Origin of the sequence: Vannielia sp. (assembly GCF_029212645.1) — a bacterium.
Classification (GTDB): domain Bacteria; phylum Pseudomonadota; class Alphaproteobacteria; order Rhodobacterales; family Rhodobacteraceae; genus Vannielia.
In genome coordinates, this window is the sequence record NZ_JARGND010000028.1 from 25,145 (window position 1) to 41,936 (window position 16,792).

Annotated in this window: 15 protein-coding genes and 1 pseudogene; 7 read left to right on the forward strand and 9 right to left on the reverse strand. The window is 61.7% G+C overall.

The features are described from left to right. Nucleotides 1-73: 73 nt before the first annotated feature. Nucleotides 74-1,141 carry a YeeE/YedE family protein gene (locus P1U55_RS10355; protein ID WP_301047503.1) on the forward strand — a complete coding sequence of 356 codons (1,068 nt, stop codon included), beginning with the start codon at nt 74-76 and terminating at the stop codon, nt 1,139-1,141. On the opposite strand, the gene P1U55_RS10360 is transcribed toward P1U55_RS10355, so the two are convergent. Next, nucleotides 1,089-2,375, reverse strand: a complete 1,287-nt coding sequence (locus tag P1U55_RS10360) for a DUF3422 family protein (RefSeq protein WP_301047504.1) — start codon at nt 2,373-2,375, stop codon at nt 1,089-1,091. The genes P1U55_RS10355 and P1U55_RS10360 overlap by 53 nt on opposite strands. Before the next feature lie 162 nt (nt 2,376-2,537). Between P1U55_RS10360 and P1U55_RS10365 the strand changes: the two genes are divergently transcribed. After that, nucleotides 2,538-3,044 (forward strand): pyridoxamine 5'-phosphate oxidase family protein, encoded by a 507-nt coding sequence (locus P1U55_RS10365; protein WP_301047505.1) that lies wholly within the window; start codon nt 2,538-2,540, stop codon nt 3,042-3,044. A gap of 141 nt (nt 3,045-3,185) precedes the next feature. Here P1U55_RS10365 and P1U55_RS10370 read toward each other — a convergent pair whose 3' ends face one another. The 5 genes from P1U55_RS10370 to P1U55_RS10390 all read right to left on the reverse strand — a co-directional run bounded on the left by P1U55_RS10370 (nt 3,186) and on the right by P1U55_RS10390 (nt 8,775). Further along, entirely contained in the window at nt 3,186-4,061 is an 876-nt protein-coding gene (locus tag P1U55_RS10370) for an alpha/beta hydrolase-fold protein (RefSeq protein WP_301047506.1), read from the reverse strand. 174 nt (nt 4,062-4,235) lie between these two features. Next, complete coding sequence (locus tag P1U55_RS10375; protein ID WP_301047507.1) at nt 4,236-5,711, reverse strand: NAD(P)(+) transhydrogenase (Re/Si-specific) subunit beta; 1,476 nt, start codon at nt 5,709-5,711, stop codon at nt 4,236-4,238. A gap of 12 nt (nt 5,712-5,723) precedes the next feature. Continuing rightward, entirely contained in the window at nt 5,724-7,298 is a 1,575-nt protein-coding gene (locus tag P1U55_RS10380; RefSeq protein WP_301047508.1) for a Re/Si-specific NAD(P)(+) transhydrogenase subunit alpha, read from the reverse strand. Between the two features lie 107 nt (nt 7,299-7,405). Further along, complete coding sequence (locus tag P1U55_RS10385) at nt 7,406-7,894, reverse strand: isoprenylcysteine carboxylmethyltransferase family protein (RefSeq protein ID WP_301047509.1); 489 nt, start codon at nt 7,892-7,894, stop codon at nt 7,406-7,408. A gap of 101 nt (nt 7,895-7,995) precedes the next feature. Beyond that, nucleotides 7,996-8,775, reverse strand: a complete 780-nt coding sequence (locus tag P1U55_RS10390) for a gamma-glutamyl-gamma-aminobutyrate hydrolase family protein (RefSeq protein ID WP_301047510.1) — start codon at nt 8,773-8,775, stop codon at nt 7,996-7,998. 278 nt (nt 8,776-9,053) lie between these two features. Between P1U55_RS10390 and P1U55_RS10395 the strand changes: the two genes are divergently transcribed. The 3 genes from P1U55_RS10395 to P1U55_RS10405 all read left to right on the forward strand — a co-directional run bounded on the left by P1U55_RS10395 (nt 9,054) and on the right by P1U55_RS10405 (nt 10,242). Further along, a complete protein-coding gene (locus P1U55_RS10395) occupies nt 9,054-9,290 on the forward strand; it encodes a hypothetical protein (protein ID WP_301047511.1) in 237 nt (78 codons plus the stop codon). A gap of 43 nt (nt 9,291-9,333) precedes the next feature. After that, nucleotides 9,334-9,543 carry a hypothetical protein gene (locus P1U55_RS10400; RefSeq protein ID WP_301047512.1) on the forward strand — a complete coding sequence of 70 codons (210 nt, stop codon included), beginning with the start codon at nt 9,334-9,336 and terminating at the stop codon, nt 9,541-9,543. 291 nt (nt 9,544-9,834) lie between these two features. Beyond that, entirely contained in the window at nt 9,835-10,242 is a 408-nt protein-coding gene (locus P1U55_RS10405; protein WP_301047513.1) for a hypothetical protein, read from the forward strand. Nucleotides 10,243-10,337: 95 nt separating this feature from the next. On the opposite strand, the gene P1U55_RS10410 is transcribed toward P1U55_RS10405, so the two are convergent. Together P1U55_RS10410 and P1U55_RS10415 are read right to left on the reverse strand one after the other, a co-directional pair. Further along, nucleotides 10,338-12,521, reverse strand: a complete 2,184-nt coding sequence (locus P1U55_RS10410; protein WP_301047514.1) for a malate synthase G — start codon at nt 12,519-12,521, stop codon at nt 10,338-10,340. 129 nt (nt 12,522-12,650) lie between these two features. Beyond that, entirely contained in the window at nt 12,651-12,842 is a 192-nt protein-coding gene (locus tag P1U55_RS10415; protein ID WP_301047515.1) for a hypothetical protein, read from the reverse strand. 132 nt (nt 12,843-12,974) lie between these two features. Between P1U55_RS10415 and pepN the strand changes: the two genes are divergently transcribed. Further along, nucleotides 12,975-15,536 (forward strand): aminopeptidase N, encoded by a 2,562-nt coding sequence (gene pepN / locus P1U55_RS10420; RefSeq protein ID WP_301047517.1) that lies wholly within the window; start codon nt 12,975-12,977, stop codon nt 15,534-15,536. A gap of 1 nt (nt 15,537) precedes the next feature. Here the strand turns inward: pepN and P1U55_RS10425 are convergent, their stop codons facing one another. Continuing rightward, nucleotides 15,538-16,269, reverse strand: coding sequence for a transglycosylase SLT domain-containing protein (locus tag P1U55_RS10425; RefSeq protein ID WP_301047516.1), 732 nt, complete (start codon nt 16,267-16,269; stop codon nt 15,538-15,540). 266 nt (nt 16,270-16,535) lie between these two features. Here P1U55_RS10425 and gatB point away from each other — a divergent pair. Then, nucleotides 16,536-16,792, forward strand: a pseudogene (gatB, locus tag P1U55_RS10430) (Asp-tRNA(Asn)/Glu-tRNA(Gln) amidotransferase GatCAB subunit B); the annotation flags it as partial.

A 16,792-nucleotide genomic window follows, 5' to 3' on the forward strand; every position in this document is an offset into this window, starting at 1 on the left:
TCCCGCCAAAGCCGTTTGCACCCACGCTCGGGGCCACGTAGTGGCTGCATTTCCTGCCACCTGGAGAATCCCCATGTTCGAGAGCTTCGGATTTGAAGAAACCACCGCCCGCCAAGCCAGCGTGATATTCGCTCTGCTGGTTGGTGTGCTGTTTGGTGTGCTGGCGCAGCGCAGCCGCTTTTGCCTGCGCCGTGCGGTGGCGGGCGATGCCGGAGAGCGCAAAAGCGCCGCTGGTGTTTGGCTCACCGGGCTGGCGGTGGCCGTTCTGGGAACCCAGGCGGCGATCTATGCCGGGCTGGTCGATGTCTCAGCGCACCGCTTCCTTGCCGCCGAGCTGCCTTGGCTGGCCATCGTGGCCGGTGGGCTGATGTTTGGCGCCGGCATGGTGCTGACGCGCGGCTGTGTCTCTCGCCTGACAGTGCTGACGGGCCAGGGCAACCTGCGGGCCCTCACGGTGCTGGTGATCTTCGCCATTGCTGCCCACGCCACGCTCAAAGGCGTGTTCGCGCCCCTGCGCACCACACTGGGCGCTGTGACCCTGCCGCTGGGCGATGCGGCCAGCCTTGCAGCGCTGCCGGGCGGCGCATGGCTTGCGGCTGGCTTGATCGCTGCCGCCGCGCTGATCTTTGCCCTGCGGTCTGGCGCACGGCCCACCACACTGGCGCTGGGTGCCCTCGTTGGGGCGCTTGTACCGCTGGCCTGGGTCGGCACCGGCTACATCCTTTATGATGATTTCGATCCCATCGCGCTGGAAAGCCTGTCCTTCACCTCCCCCGCCGCTGAAAGCCTGTTCTGGTCTGTCGCCTCCAGCTCGATCCCGGCAGGCTTTGGCACCGGGTTGCTCGGCGGCGTGGTGCTTGGCGCGCTCATCGCCGCGCTGGTCTCGCGTGAGTTCCGCTGGCAGAGCTTTGAAAGCCCCGCCCAAACCGGCCGCTACCTTGCCGGAGCCGTGCTCATGGGCGTGGGTGGCGTGCTGGCGGGCGGTTGCTCGGTGGGGGCTGGCCTTAGCGGCGTGAGCACCCTTTCGGTTGCCGCCGTTCTGGCGCTGGTGGCCATTGTTGCGGGCGGAGCTATCGCCGCCCGCCTGCTCAATGCAGCTTCTTTCGGATCCGTCGAACCATCAGCCACACCAGCAGAATAACCGCCGGCGTCAGCCCGGCAGACACCCATATCTTGTCGACCCCGAGCTTTTTGGCAAAGGGCACAAGCAGGTAGGTGCCAAGGCTGACCGCGTAGTAGCTGATCGCCACCACCGAAAGCCCCTCAACCGTTTGTTGCAGGCGCAATTGCAAATCAGCGCGGCGGTCCATTGAGGCCAGCAACGCCTGGTTTTGCGCCTGCCGCTCCACATCCACCCTTGTGCGCAGCAAATCCCCGGCCCGCACCGCCCGTTCGGCCATCGCCTTCAGCCGCGCCTCGGTGCTTTTGACGGTGCGCATGGCCGGATCATACCGACGGGTCATGAACTCCTTGAAGGTCTGCCGCCCCCGATACCGCGCCTCGCGCAACACCTCGATCCGTTGCCAGACAATCGCCTCATAGGCCTGCGTTGCGCCAAAGCGAAAGGTCGTTTGCGTGACCAGCTTTTCCAACTCGGCCGCCAGATGCAAAAGGCGGCTCAGGTCGTCCTCGGCTGAGTGGGGTTGGCGCGCCGTCATCGCCTCTACCAGCTCTGTCAACTCGGCATCAAGCTTGGCCATCTCGGCAGAAAGCGCCCTTGCGCGGCCCAACCCCAAAAGCGACATCGCCTTATAGGTCTCAATCTCGTTGAGCCGCTGCACCACCCGCCCCACACGCCTCCGCCCCACGCCTGCGCGCACAAAGCAGGCAACCCGGATGTGCCCGGCGGCATCAATCCGGAAATCGGAACCAACAATCAGATCGCCGTCCACTACCTGGCTGAGGGCAAGGCTCTCCGGCACCATCCACTGGTCCAGCAGCGGGCCGATGCTGGCCTCGTCCTCTGGCATTGGCTCCACCCGGATCAAGGCAGAGGTCACGCGCACACCGGGGGCCCTGGCCAACCAATCGGCGGGGAACATCTTGAAGGTGTCGCCATCAAACGGGGTGTCGGCAACGCCGGGGCCAAAGATAGTGTAGGTCACAAACTCGGTGTGGCTTTCCCACTTGAGCTGGTGCTTGCCGATCTCGCCAAAGTAATGCGTGGCCCCCGGTTGCGGGTGCGGCGCGCCGTAGCGGTCCAGCAGCTCGATCAGATGGGCGCGGTCCCGCTCCCGGTCGCGCCCGGCGGCGTTTTTTGCGGGTTTCAGCGCAAGATAGGCGGCGCGGCAGGGCACTTCGAGCGCTGGAAAGGGCCGCGCATGGAGCTCATTGGCCAGCCCGTAACGCAGCGGATGATCTTCGATGCCGGTCATGGCCTGCCCTCGTGTTTCCATTTTGCTACGCACCACCGCCCTGCATGTAAAGAAAAATCACGCGGCTTTTCAGGGGGTTATCGGCATACAGTGGTGCACAACCCGCGCCATTCAAGGAACCAGCGGCGCTCGCTCGTGTTGGTCCTTCAAAGGAGGCCAATCATGACTCACCATAATTCTGATCACGATGTGACAAAGCTACGCAAAGCCCTGTTCGAGGCGCTCGATGATGAGCGCACCGGGATGCTGGGGATCGCGGGCGCGCGATCGCACATGCAACCGATGACCCACTACTTCGATGAGGCCACCCGAACCCTGCGCTTCATCACCTCGCGCGATACCGACCTCGCCCGCGAGATCGGCAGCGGCGCGACGGCGCATTTCACCGTCACCGACAAGGGCGATCTTTACGCCTGCATGTCCGGCCAGATCGCCCCGGTCGATGATCCCGCCAAGCTTGAAGAGCTCTGGTCCCCCGCCGCTTCCATGTGGTTCAAGGATGGCAAGGACGACCCTTCTGTTCTGCTGCTGGAGATGCCGCTGAGCGAGGCGGCAATCTGGACCGTTGATGCCAACGCGCTGCAATTCGGCATCGAGATGGTGCGCGCAAATATGGGCGATGACGCCGCCGATCTGGGCGATCACGCTGTAATCAACCTCGCGGCCTAGCCGCAGCCCACCTCAAGACTGACGGAAAGAGTTGCCCGGCGCACCGTAAAGGCGTGCCGGGCATTTCATTGGATGCACCGGCACCAAAAGGCCTCACATCACGGGGCCAACCAGACACCGCACCATCGGCGTCACAAACGCCTATTCGCTCGCCGCCGCTGTGGCCTCTCCACGCGGCAGAACCGTATGCGAGAAGACATATTCCAACGCTTCCGGCAGCGTTTCAGCCCAGACCCGCCACTCGTGATCACCATCCACTACACGGTATTCCACATCCGTCGGCTGATGCTCCCGCAGTTTTTGGTAGAGCACCGCTCCGTGATAGGCGATGTCAAAGACATCGTGATCGCCCGAGTTGATATAGAGCGGCACAACGATATCGCCCGCCAGATAATCATCGAGATAGGCGGTGTAGTTCAGTTCGGTCCACTTCTCGGGATCGTAATTGCCCTCTGCGTCCAGATAGGTCGCATGGCGATTGGCCGAGGAGCTTTCAGGCGGTTGAGGCAGATAGGAGGCCGGAGACATGGCGGCCCCGGCGGCAAACATGTCGGGATGCTCGAGCACAAAGTTCACGGTGCCATACCCGCCTGCGGACAACCCGCCAACCACGCGGCCCTCGCGCTCGGGAATGACCCGCCAGGTCGCTTCGATATGGGGGATCAGATCGTCAAAGAAAGCCGTTTCGGCTGGCTCATTATAGCCATCGACCCACCAGCTTAACGAGCCCGGCATGATCACAACGGCAGGCGGGATCGTGCCATCGGCAATCGCCTCGTCGAGCACGCGCTTGGCCTGTCCCTTGATCACCCAATTGGTCTCATCCCCGCCCGAGCCGTGGAGCAGATACATATGCGGGTAGCTCAGCCCGCTTTCGTCGTACCCGTCCGGCAGATAAACGGTATAGGCATACTCCCGTTCCAGCGTTTCAGACGCGAAACTATAGGTGGCAATCTCACCGGCATAACCCGGAACGCCAACAAGAGCCGCTGATGCGGCCAACGCAAAAACCTTCATGGTAACCTCCCCTACGCCTGCCAAAGTGGCAAACGTCGGATTCAGGGCACCACACTGAAATATCCATGTCAACCGCACATATGCAACCTGAGGGAGAGCCTTTGAGGCCTGCCCAGCAAAAAGCCCCCGGTGATCCTGTTCACCGGGGGCTTTTTTTCGTGGGTTTGTGCTAAATCAGTCGATCAGCGGCAGCAGCTTATCAAGGCTGGCCTTGGCATCGCCGTAGAACATCCGGGTGTTCTCCTTGAAGAACAGCGGGTTCTCGATGCCCGAGTAGCCGGTGCCCTGCCCCCGTTTGGAAACAAACACCTGCTTGGCCTTCCAGCACTCCAACACCGGCATCCCGGCGATGGGGCTGTTCGGGTCTTCCTGCGCCGCCGGGTTCACGATGTCATTGGAGCCGATCACGATAGCAACGTCCGTATCGGGGAAGTCGTCGTTGATCTCGTCCATTTCCATCACGATGTCATAAGGCACCTTGGCCTCGGCCAGCAGCACGTTCATGTGGCCGGGCAAGCGGCCTGCGACCGGGTGGATCGCAAAGCGCACATTCTTGCCCTTGGCGCGCAGCTTGCGCACCAGTTCGGCCACGCCCTGCTGGGCCTGCGCCACCGCCATGCCATAGCCAGGGATGATGATGACAGAGTCGGCATCGTTGAGCGCTGCGGCAACGCCGTCAGCCTCAATCGCCACCTGCTCGCCCTCAACCTCCATCTGCGGGCCCGCCGAGCCGCCGAAGCCGCCAAGGATCACCGACACGAAGCTGCGGTTCATCGCCTTGCACATGATGTAGCTCAGGATCGCCCCCGAAGAGCCGACCAGCGCGCCAACCACGATCAGCAGATCGTTGCCAAGGCTAAAGCCAATCGCCGCTGCGGCCCAGCCCGAGTAGCTGTTGAGCATGGACACGACGACAGGCATATCCGCCCCACCGATCCCCATGATCAGGTGGTAGCCAATGAACAGCGCCGCCAGCGTCATCACGAAGAGCGGGAAGAAACCGCCGGTGTTGACGTACCAGAGCAGGCAGAGCACCGAGAGCGCCGCCGCCCCCGCATTGAGCAAATGCCCCCCCGGCAGCTTGGTGGCCGCAGAGGCAACCTTGCCCGCAAGCTTGCCATAGGCAATGACCGAGCCGGTAAAGGTGACAGCACCGATGAAGATGCCAAGGAACAGCTCAACCCGCAGGATCGAAAGCTCGATCGGGGTTTTATGCGCGATGATCGCGGCAAAGGTGCCAAGATGCTGCTCGTGCATCCAGGCCTCCATGCCTGCCGCTGTCAGCCCTTCTGGCGCTGAGGCGACGATCCCGGCCACACGGCCCATCTCGAAGTGCGCGATAATGCCAACGAACACCGCCGCCAGACCGACGAGCGAGTGCATCGCCGCCACAAGCTGCGGCATCTCTGTCATCTGCACCCGTTGCGCGACAACGTAGCCAATCGCCCCGCCGCCCGCGATCAGCAGGATCGACAGGAGCCAATAGCCCGAGCCGGGGCCAATGAGCGTGGCCGCAACAGCCAGCGCCATGCCGACAATGCCATACCAGACGGCGCGTTTTGCGCTTTCCTGCCCGGAAAGCCCGCCCAGCGACAGGATGAAGAGAACGGCTGCGACCACATAGGCCGCGGTGGTGAATCCAAATTCCATTTCCCTGCCCCCTTAGGATTTCTGGAACATGGCGAGCATGCGCCGTGTCACGAGGAAGCCGCCGAAAATGTTGATCCCGGCCATGAAGATCGAGAGCGCGGCAAGCAGGATCACCAGGAAGGAGGCCGAGCCGATCTGCATCAGCGCCCCCAGAATGATGATCGACGAAATGGCGTTGGTCACCGCCATCAGCGGCGTGTGCAGGCTGTGCGCCACGTTCCAGATCACCTGGAAGCCGATGAAGACCGAAAGCACAAACACGATGAAGTGCTGCATGAAGCTCGCCGGGGCCACCAGACCCACCGCCAGCAACAGCACCGCGCCAATGGCGATCAGCGTCACCTGGTTCTTGGTTTGCGTCTTGAAGGCGGCAACTTCCTGCGCCTTCTTCTCTTCTGCCGTCAGCTCCTTTGGCGGTGCCTTCTTGGGCGCAGCCGCAATGGCCTGCACCTTGGGCGGCGGCGGTGGGAAGGTGACTTCACCGGAGTGCGTAACCGTCGCCCCCCGGATCACGTCATCTTCCATGTTGTGGTCAACAACGCCGTCCTTCTCGGGTGTGAGATCCGTCAGCATGTGGCGCACGTTGGTGGCGTAAAGCGTTGAGGCCTGCGAGGCCATCCGGCTCGGGAAGTCGGTGTAGCCCACAATCGTTACACCGTTGTCAGTGACGATTTTCTTGTCTTTCTCGGTCAACTCGCAGTTGCCGCCGCGCTCGGCGGCAAGGTCCACGATCACCGAACCGGGCTTCATCAGCTCGACCATATCCTTGGTCCAGAGCACCGGCGCGGGCCGGTTGGGGATGAGCGCGGTGCAGATGACGATATCAATATCGGGGGCCATCTCGCGGAACTTGGCGAGCTGCTTTTCCTGAAACTCCGGCGAGGACGGGGCCGCGTAGCCCCCGGTTGCCGAACTGTCCTGGCTGCTCTCGTCGAAATCAAGGAAGACAAACTCTGCCCCCATCGATTCGATCTGCTCTGCCACTTCCGGGCGCACATCAAAGGCATAGGTAATCGCCCCGAGGCTGGTCGAGGTGCCAATGGCGGCAAGTCCGGCCACGCCAGCGCCGACAACCAGCACCTTGGCAGGCGGCACCTTGCCGGCCGCCGTGACCTGCCCGGTAAAGAACCGGCCAAAGTTGTTGCCCGCCTCGATCACCGCGCGGTAGCCCGCGATATTGGCCATCGACGACAGCGCATCCATCTTCTGGGCACGGCTGATGCGGGGCACCATCTCCATGGCGACCACGGTCGCGCCCTTCTTGGCGAGCTGCTCCATTTGCTTTTCGTTTTCGGCGGGCGCAAAGAACGAGATCAGCGTCTGGCCCTCGCGCATCCGCTTGGCCTCGGCGTCGGTGGGAATCCGCACCTTCGCGATGATGTCGGCCTCCTTCCAGAGCGCTGCGGCTGTTTTCACAACCGTGACCCCGGCCGCCTCATAGGCGGCATCAGAGAACCCGGCATTCGCCCCGGCTCCGCTTTCAATTATGCATTCATGGCCCAGCTTTTGAAGCTGAAGCGCCGAATCCGGCGTCATGGCCACACGGTTCTCGCCTTCAAGAACCTCCTTGGGTGTCCCGATTTTCAACGGATTATCCCCCTTCCCTCATATAAATTCCGCGCAACGGCGGGCAGACAGCCAGGCATTCCTATCACCTTCGGTAATTTTATTACAAGCAAGACCCTCGAAACATCCTAAATCCACCGCCGCGTCTGCTTTTCCCATGCTTCAAATTGCTCGGGGAATGCAGCAACGAGGCGGTCTTCTTCGGGCAGGATGAAGCGGTCGGTGATGAGCCAGATGAAGAGCGGCATCAGCACCACAAGCGCGGGCCAAGCCCCCCAAAAGGCACAAAGCCCCGCAATGATCATCGCATCGCCCAGGTAAATCGGGTTGCGCGAGCGGCTGTAAATGCCGGAGGTCACAAGCGCCTGTGCCTCCTGGTGCGGGATCAGCGTGGTGCTGGCGCGCCGGAACTGAACGAAGGCCAGCGCCGCCAAAATCAGCCCGCCGCCCACCATCAGCCCGCCCAGCAGATCAAAGGCCGGATGCTCCCACGTGAACTCGGGGAAACGGCTGGCCTGCACCCATGCCAGCGCAATGAAAAGCAGCGTCCAAAGAGGCGGCATATCGAGCCATTTCAACGCGCCACGCAGGCCCTGGCTACCGTCTGGTCCTTGCATCGGGACATGTCCTTTGCATCAGTTCTGGCGCAATCCTTGTGCGAGGCTGCCGGTATTGTCGAGACGGTCCAATGGTCGCAGGCCGGGCAAGCGCCCGCCCCTCACCCGACGCTTTTCAATCCCGGTGCGGCGCCATGAGCGGCCCACTGCCGCACGGCCTCGCCGAAGCTTTCAAACAGCGGGCGGCTCACCGGGTCTTGCGCCGCGTTATATTCAGGGTGCCATTGCACCGAAACCGTGTAGCCCGGCGCGTCGCGCACAGTGATGGCCTCGGGCGTGCCATCCTCGGCCACGCCTTCGACCACAATGCGCGCGCCCGGCGTTTTAATGCCCTGACCGTGCAGCGTGTTGGTCATCACCTCGGTTGCGCCAAACACCTGAGCGCATTGGCTGCCCTCGATGAAGGTTACCTTGTGGCGAATGGCAAACTTCTCTTCCGTTGTTCCGTCAGGCGGCATCCGGTGGTTCATCCGGCCCGGAAGCTCGCGGATTTCGGGGTGCAGGGTGCTGCCCATCGCGACCGCAACTTCCTGAAACCCCCGGCAAATGCCAAGGATCGGCTGGCCGCGCTCAACACAGGCGCGAATGAGCGGCAAGGCAATGGCATCCCGCGCCCGGTCAAATTCGCCATGCGCCTCGGTTGCGGCCTCGCCATATTCTTCAGGGTGCACATTGGGCCGTCCGCCGGGAAACACGAAGCCATCGCAACGCGCCATCAACTCCTCGATCGACACAAACCGCGGATCGGCCGGGATCAGCACCGGCATGGCGCGCGAAACACAGGCCACAGCCTCGGTGTTCATCGTGCCGCCTGCGTGAACGGCATACTGTTCGTTGATCAGGTGGCTGTTGCAAATGATGCCAACGGTTGGGCGTGTCATGGGGCAATCCTGTCATTTCCACTTGCCTAGGTATAGCTTTGCACGTCACCGGCTTAAAGCGGAGTTTGCCCCGCATTATCGCACAGCACCTCTCAACACGCCTGCCTGGGTTTGCAGATTTGTTGAATCGCGCCGCACAGACCCGTTGTAATCCCCCCCCATGCCATCGCCGCACCAATGTGCGCATCCGTTCCCCAACGGTTTTGGCCGCCCGGAAACACCTGCAACAGTCATGAAAACGTCATCCTGCGCGATTAAAAGCACCCTATCCGGGCAGCATGGCAGATGTTGCAAGCGCCCCGTTCCTTTCGCGCCCTGCGATCAAAAGGCAATCAATAACCGGCACGCGCGATAATCAGGCCAAGGCGAAAGACAACGCCCGCTCACCTCTCTGTGATGCGCAGTTCCGCACAGAAGGGACGGCAAAATTCGCCGTTTTCTCACGGCCTTTCTGCCCCTTATTTCAGTCCATCACCGACGGCCAGGCAATCGCTGATCCGCCGGGAGAAACATAAACCGCCCACAACGGGCAATCGACTGAACTCAGGAGACAGACACATGAACACTGTTAAAACATCCCTTCTCGCCCTTGCCGCCGCAGCCATCACCGCTCCGGCTTTCGCCGACCCCGCCTCGCTTTCCAAATCCGTAGGTGTTGAGCCCGGTGTTTACTCGGTTGAGCAACTGGTTGCGCTGAAAGCCGCAAAAGACAGCGATGATCACACCACCGAGCGGTTCATCCTGCAAAACCCCGCCTCCGGCAGGTAATCCCCCTCTGCCACGGCAAACAGAAGGTGCACGGGCGACCCGTCCGTGCGCCTTTTTTTGACGCCTTTTTAAGGGGTGAAGGTTTTGCCTCGCGCTCCCGAACGCAAGAAACGAGATTTGGGTCCGCGCAAAAATGCACATCCCTCAGGGCGGTTTTGCACCTGTAATGGGCCGTTTGGCACCCCCATATCAATACCATCCCAAGCGGGACGCCAAGAAGCCACCAAGGCTCCCCCGACGCCCCAAACTTAAACGCCCGCCAACAGACGGGCACCCGCTAAAGGACAGAAAATGACTTACATGAAATCCACCCTCCTCGCCCTCGTTGCGTCTTCTGCTGTCGCCGTTCCGGCACTGGCCTCCAGCACATCGCTGGCCAATGACATCGGTGTTGAGCCCGGCCTTTACTCGATGGAGCAACTGCTCATCCTGAAGGACGCAGGCGATGAGAAAAGCGCACAAATCAAATACGTCCTCTCCAACCCCGAGGGTCCGCTGGCCACAGGAAACGGCACCACCAGCCGCGGTGATGCGGCCCTGCAGGTCAAACCGGTAAGCGGTTCGGTTGAGAAGCTGGCGCAGGACGTGGGCGTTGAGCCCGGCCTTTACTCGCTGGAGCAGCTGCTCGCGCTGAAAGCCGCGCAAGACAGCGACGACCACAGCACTCAGCACTACATCCTGACGCATCCCCAAGGGTAACAGGCCAACGCCTTTTTCCAGGGTTGTTTGAAAAACGGCGCGTGGGGCAACAAGCTCCACGCGCCATTTTTATTGCTCTGCCCGATGTTGCCTTATCAGCCTGCGGCCTTGGCCTCTTGGCGGCGCGCTTGCAGGATGAGTTGGGTATAGCCCGAGGGTTGCTCGCGGCCCTTGAACACAAGGTCACAAGCGGCCTGAAAAGCGATCCCTTCATAGCCGGACGCCATCGGCGTATAAGCCGGATCGTCAGCGTTTTGCGCATCCACCTTCTTGGCCATCGCCTTCAAGGCTTCAAGCACCTGCTCCTGGCTCACCACATCGTGCAAAAGCCAGTTGGCAATCGCTTGCGCGCTGATGCGCAGGGTGGCGCGGTCTTCCATCAAGGGCACGTCATTGATGTCGGGCACCTTTGAGCAGCCCACCCCCTGGTCGACCCAACGCACCACATAGCCCAGCAGGCTCTGGCAGTTGTTTTCAAGCTCTGTCTGCACCTCGCTGGTTGGCAGTTCGCCCTCCTGCAGCGGGATGGTCAGCAACTCACCCAGGCTGCGGCGCGGCTCGCCCTTGCCCTCTTCGGCAATCTCGTAAAGCCGCTTGAACACATCGGTCTCATGGTAATGCGTCGCGTGCAGCACCGCCGCCGTGGGGCTGGGCACCCATGCACAGGTGCCGCCCTGCTCAAGATGGCTTTTCTTTTGCTCCAGCATCGAGGCCATATCATCGGTGATCGCCCACATACCCTTGCCGATCTGCGCGCGCCCCTTGAGGCCACAGTCCATGGCAATATCCACGTTGCGATCCTCATACGCCTGAAGCCAGGTCGCGGTTTTCATCCGGCCCTTGGGCATCATGGCGCCGGCCTCGATCGAAGTGTGGATCTCATCGCCGGTGCGATCAAGGAAACCGGTGTTCACAAAGGCAATCCGATCCCCGGCAGCGGCAATACAGGCCTTGAGGTTGGCCGAGGTGCGGCGCTCCTCATCCATGATCCCGACCTTGATCGTTTCTTCGCGCAGGCCCAGCACCTGCTCCACCGCCTGGAAGGTCTGGCAGGTAAAGGCCACCTCTTCGGGGCCATGCAGCTTGGGCTTCACGATATAGATCGACCCCTTGGGAGAGTTCGAGGGCCGCTCGCTTTCCGCCGGGTTGTTGCGGATATCATGACAGGCGCAAAGCGGCGTGATCAGTGCATCAAGCAGCCCCTCCGGCACCGGGTTGCCCTCCCCGTCCAGCACCGCATCGGTGTACATCAAAAGATCGGTGTTGCGCACGAGCATAAGCGCCCGCCCCTTCAGCAGCGCAGGCCGCCCGGCCTTGCTCTCAAAGGAAATATCCGGGTTCAACTCGCGGATATAGGCGCCATCGCCTTCCCCCACCGGGGCCGTCAGATCGCCCTTCATCAGGCCAAGCCAGTTGCGATAGGCATGGGTCTTGTCCTCGGCATCCACCACGGCAACGCTGTCTTCCATGTCCATGATCGTTGACACTGCGGCCTCAACGAAAATGTCGGCAATCCCCGCCGGATCGGCTTTGCCAATTGGGTCGGCCCGGTCGATGAACATCACGATGTGCAGGCCATTGGCCCTAAAATACACATCGGTGATCCGGCCACGCTCATCCCGGTTGCACCCGGCATATTGGTTCGGATCGGCCAGCTCGGTCGAGATTTTGCCCGCGATCACCATCAGCTTGCCCTGCCCGCCGGGCGCCATGGTGCTGACATCGGCCCATGATCCCTTTTTCAGCGGCAGCACACGATCCAGATGCGCCTTGGCCCAGTTCACAACCTCTTGTCCGCGCGCCTGGTCAAACGCGCCCTCAGGCGGCAGCGAGCCCATCGCATTGGTCCCGTAGAGCGCATCATAAAGCGATCCCCAGCGGGCATTGGCAGCGTTCAGCGCAAAGCGGGCATTGGTGATCGGCACCACAAGCTGCGGCCCGCACACGGCGGCAATCTCGCTGTCGATCCGCTGTGGATTCACCGTCACATCCTCCGGCTCCTCGACCAAATAGCCGATATCGCTGAGAAATTGCTGGTAGGCGGCGGCATCATGCGGCTTGGCGCGGTGTTCTACATGCCAAGCGTCAATCTGTTCCTGAAGCGCTTCACGCCGCTCAAGCAAGGCTTGGTTCTTGGGGCCAAAAGCCTTCACCAGGGCAAACATCCCGGCCCATACGGCCTCTGGCTCAACGCCACTTCCGGGGCAGGCTTCGGTCTCGATAAACGTCGCAAGCCCGGCGTCCCACTGGAGCCCGGCTTTTTCAATACGGTCGGTCATAAATTGTCCCTGTCTTCGAAATTGTCGGCGCTGCACGGGGCGTCGCAGCGACATGCTAGGCGATTGCGCGCCCTGTCGCAATGCGAGCCGGGGAGGAGAGGGGCCACCCTCCCCGGGCGCACTGTGGCGTCAGTCGGTTGTCGTCATTTCACCGGTGGGGCCCACCGCCTCGGGATCGCCCGGCGTATCGCCGTTGTAGGCAGCCCATGTGAGCCACCCGACCAGAAGAATAAGGGCAAAACCAACGCCCACCGCCATACCAAGCAGCGGTCCGCCGTGCCGTTTGGATTGCTTTTCGATGTTGGTTTCCGGGGCTGACATGGTGTTTCCTTCGCTGTTTCGTTTCTGGCAGGGGGCCGCCCTGCCCTTTGGCTCAAGTTGTGCGGTTGATGAGCCAGCTTCATAAGCATAACGTCGCCCTCGCGAAGAAAGTTCCCAAGCAGCAGGTCCATGATGAAAGACGCAGCCCCCGTGCACACCCCGGTGAAACTGGCCGATTACACGCCCTTCCCCTTTATCGTGGAGCAGGTTGAACTGCGCTTTGTTCTGGCCGGAAACGACACCCGCGTGCACTCGAAAATTCACTTCGCACCCAACCCCGAGGCCCAGGCAGCATCTGAAATTTTCCTGCACGGCAAGGAACTTACATTGCTCTCCGCCCAGATCAACGGCGCGGAAGTCGCACCAGAGATCACCGCCAAGGGCCTCACCTGCGCGGTGCCCGAAGGCCCGTTCGTGTGGGAGGCCGAGGTCAAGATCGACCCCACGACCAATACCTCGCTCGAAGGGCTTTATATGTCGGGCGGGATGTATTGCACCCAATGCGAGGCCGAGGGTTTTCGCAAGATCACCTACTACCCCGACCGCCCGGATGTGATGGCCCCGTTCAAGGTGCGCATCGAAAGTGACATGCCCGTGCTGCTTTCCAACGGGAACAAGGCCAGCAACGGGCAGGGGTTTGCCGAATGGGACGATCCCTGGCGCAAACCGGCCTATCTCTTTGCTCTCGTCGCGGGCGATCTCACCAACTACCCCGGCGCGTTCAAAACCATGTCGGGCCGCGACGTAGAGCTCAACATCTGGGTCCGCCCCGGAGATGAGGACAAGGCCGGCTACGCGATGGACGCCTTGATCCGCTCGATGAAGTGGGATGAGGAGGTTTATGGCCGCGAGTATGACTTGGAGATTTTCAACATTGTCGCCGTGGATGACTTCAACATGGGGGCGATGGAGAACAAAGGGCTGAATATCTTTAATTCCAAGTATGTTCTGGCCTCTCCTGAAACCGCAACAGACCGTGATTTTGACCTGATCGAAGGCATCATCGCCCATGAATATTTCCACAATTGGACAGGAAACCGCATCACCTGCCGTGATTGGTTTCAACTCTGCCTGAAAGAAGGGCTGACGGTGTTTCGCGATCAGCAATTCTCCGGCGATATGCGCGGCCACGCGGTGAAACGGATCGAAGACGTTTTGCAACTGCGGGCACGCCAGTTCCGCGAGGATCAGGGACCGCTGGCCCATCCGGTTCGCCCCGAAGAATACATTGAGATCAATAACTTCTACACCGCCACCGTGTATGAAAAAGGCGCCGAAGTGATCGGTATGTTGAAGGCCCTGGTGGGGGATGAGGGCTATGCCAAGGCGCTGGATCTCTACTTTGAGCGCCATGACGGCGAGGCGGCCACGATAGAAGACTGGTTGAAGGTGTTTGAAGACGCCACCGGGCGGGATCTTTCGCAATTCAGCCGCTGGTATTCGCAGGCCGGAACCCCGCGCCTGACGGTGGAAGAAAACTTCAAGGACGGCACGCTAACCCTTGCTTTCAAACAGGAAAATTCCGCCACCCCCGGCCAGCCAGAGAAGCATCCGCAAGTCATCCCCATTGCCGTGGGCCTGCTGGGGCCAAATGGCAACGAGGTGGTGGAAACCACGGTTCTGGAAATGAACAAAGCCGAGCAATCTTTTGACTTTGAAGGGCTTTCCGCAAAACCAACCGCCTCCATCCTGCGCGGCTTTTCCGCCCCCGTGGTGCTGGACCGCCCGCTCGATAACCCAACCCGCGCCTTCCTGCTCGCCCATGATACCGACCCTTTCAACAAGTGGGAGGCGGGCCGGGCGCTGGCCAAGGACGTGCTCACCCGGATGATCACCGAGGATGCCGCCCCTGACCCAGACTATGTCCTTAGCCTTGAACGCGCCCTTTCGGACACCACCCTTGAACCGGCGTTTCGCGCGCTGGTGCTTGGCCTTCCCTCCGAAGATGACCTTGCTCAAACGCTGTTCGATCACGGGCATGTGCCGGATCCGGCAGCGATCCACGCCGCGCGGGAGGCTTTGCAGGAAGCACTTGCAGGGGCGCTGGAGCCTGTCCTTTCAACGCTTTACGACGAAAACCTAACCCCGCCCCCCTACTCGCCCGATGCCGAGGCGGCGGGCAAGCGCTCTCTGAGACTCGCGTGCCTCTCCCTCCTGTCGCGGCTGGATGGCTGCACCCGCGCCAAGGCGATGTACGAAGCCGCCGACAATATGACCGAGGAGCTTGGGGCGCTCGCCGTTTTGCTGTCTCGCGGCCAGGGCGCGGCACCGGCGCAGGCGTTTTACGACAAGTGGCAGGGCGACCGGCTGGTGATGGACAAATGGTTCATGCTGCAAGTGGTGCAAGCCGCGCCGGAGGCGATGGTAGACGTGGCTAAAGGGCTGACAGAGCACAAGGATTTTGACTGGAAAAACCCCAACCGCTTCCGCTCGGTACTGGGCGCGATGATGGCCAATCCGGCGGGCTTTCACCGGGCGGACGGCGCGGCCTACCGCCTTTATGCGGACTGGCTGATCAAGCTTGATCCGGTGAATGCGCAAACCACCGCCCGGATGACGACGGCGTTTGAAACCTGGCGGCGGTATGATGCGGATCGCCAGGGGATGATCCGGGATGAGCTGCGCCGGATCGCCGCCCTTGAGGGCCTTTCGGAGAACACCGCCGAGATGGTGGGCCGGATGCTAGGCGACTGATCTATCGGTCATTTCTTGCGGGCCGCTGTCGCGGGCGAATCGATGCCAGCGGCCGGCAGTAGCTTTGGCGGCGAGTGTAGGCAGCAATGTCAGCCCGCTTCTTGCGGTAGACCATCGGCCCCCAATCCGCCGCCACACCGCCTTTGCCAGAGGCACCGATCTTGCCGTCACGCGGGACAGTTTTGGCCATGATGCGGATCGCGCAAGACAGGTTTGCCGGGCCGTTGAGCAGCGCCTCGCCAGAGCGGGCGCGGCATCCGTAAAGCCGCGCGGTGGAGGGCAAAATCTGCAAAAGCCCGTGCCATTTGCCACCGCCACCCACGGCGCGCGGGCGATAGGTGCTTTCATGTCTGGCGAGGGCCGAAAGGAAGCCAACCCAAAATTCCGCCCTTTTTTCAGGGGGTTGCTGTTCATAGGCTGGGCAAAAGCCGGAAATGTCACTCGGCACCATGGTGATCAGCGGTCGCCCATGGGCCTTGAGAGCAGACAGCGCCGAGCGGGTCCATAGATCACTGCCCGCCACCCGCTCCCACCGGGTGCGCGGCAGGGTCGCGGGGCGGCGTTTGGGGGGCAAACGGGTGATCCGGGGCGCGGGCATCGTGGCCCCATCGGGCAGCACCCCGCCCATGGCCGAGATGCGTGGCACCGGGCGGATCTCGGGCGAAAGTTCCGCAGCCGTCACGCCCGGAAGCAGCGCCACCACCAGCAGCGCAAAGATTGGGGCTTTCATCATCACGAGCGGCAGTTTGCCCGTTTTTGCAATGGCTTATCAAGCACCCCTCACGCGCAATCGACAGGGATTTACCGGAGATTTGGCAACAATCCGCGCGGTTTCTCCCTGAATATGGCGGGTATAGGCCAATTCTGGCGCGCGGCGCGGCCAAACCGCCCCGCCAAGCCCTATGCAGGCACAGCCCTGTCACCAGCCGGATAAGCCTGCGGCTTGCCCCCTTTCGCGCAAGGGCCTAGAAGGGCCGAAACAGCCTCTGGAGACCTGCGATGCTCGACCTCAGCTATGACGCCCCCAAGCCCAAAATCCTGTCCGGTGCGACCGGCGATTGGGAGCTTGTGATCGGCATGGAGGTTCATGCGCAGGTGTCCTCGAAGGCCAAGCTGTTCTCCGGTGCCTCCACCCAATTTGGCGCCGAGCCCAACAGCAATGTCGCCTTCGTGGATGCGGGGATGCCGGGGATGCTGCCGGTGATCAACGAGGGCTGCGTGGCGCTGGCGGTAAAAACCGGGCTGGGGCTGAAGGC

Excerpts from the sequence above, each read along its gene's own strand:
- P1U55_RS10365 (WP_301047505.1), top strand. The coding sequence starts at position 2,538 with ATGACTCACCATAATTCTGATCACGATGTGACAAAGCTACGCAAAGCC.
- P1U55_RS10410 (WP_301047514.1), bottom strand. The coding sequence starts at position 12,521 with ATGACCGACCGTATTGAAAAAGCCGGGCTCCAGTGGGACGCCGGGCTT.
- P1U55_RS10360 (WP_301047504.1), bottom strand. The coding sequence starts at position 2,375 with ATGACCGGCATCGAAGATCATCCGCTGCGTTACGGGCTGGCCAATGAG.
- P1U55_RS10370 (WP_301047506.1), bottom strand. The coding sequence starts at position 4,061 with ATGAAGGTTTTTGCGTTGGCCGCATCAGCGGCTCTTGTTGGCGTTCCG.
- P1U55_RS10385 (WP_301047509.1), bottom strand. The coding sequence starts at position 7,894 with ATGCAAGGACCAGACGGTAGCCAGGGCCTGCGTGGCGCGTTGAAATGG.
- P1U55_RS10390 (WP_301047510.1), bottom strand. The coding sequence starts at position 8,775 with ATGACACGCCCAACCGTTGGCATCATTTGCAACAGCCACCTGATCAAC.
- P1U55_RS10395 (WP_301047511.1), top strand. The coding sequence starts at position 9,054 with ATGGCAGATGTTGCAAGCGCCCCGTTCCTTTCGCGCCCTGCGATCAAA.
- P1U55_RS10405 (WP_301047513.1), top strand. The coding sequence starts at position 9,835 with ATGACTTACATGAAATCCACCCTCCTCGCCCTCGTTGCGTCTTCTGCT.
- P1U55_RS10415 (WP_301047515.1), bottom strand. The coding sequence starts at position 12,842 with ATGTCAGCCCCGGAAACCAACATCGAAAAGCAATCCAAACGGCACGGC.
- P1U55_RS10425 (WP_301047516.1), bottom strand. The coding sequence starts at position 16,269 with ATGATGAAAGCCCCAATCTTTGCGCTGCTGGTGGTGGCGCTGCTTCCG.
- P1U55_RS10400 (WP_301047512.1), top strand. The coding sequence starts at position 9,334 with ATGAACACTGTTAAAACATCCCTTCTCGCCCTTGCCGCCGCAGCCATC.
- P1U55_RS10375 (WP_301047507.1), bottom strand. The coding sequence starts at position 5,711 with ATGGAATTTGGATTCACCACCGCGGCCTATGTGGTCGCAGCCGTTCTC.
- pepN (WP_301047517.1), top strand. The coding sequence starts at position 12,975 with ATGAAAGACGCAGCCCCCGTGCACACCCCGGTGAAACTGGCCGATTAC.
- P1U55_RS10355 (WP_301047503.1), top strand. The coding sequence starts at position 74 with ATGTTCGAGAGCTTCGGATTTGAAGAAACCACCGCCCGCCAAGCCAGC.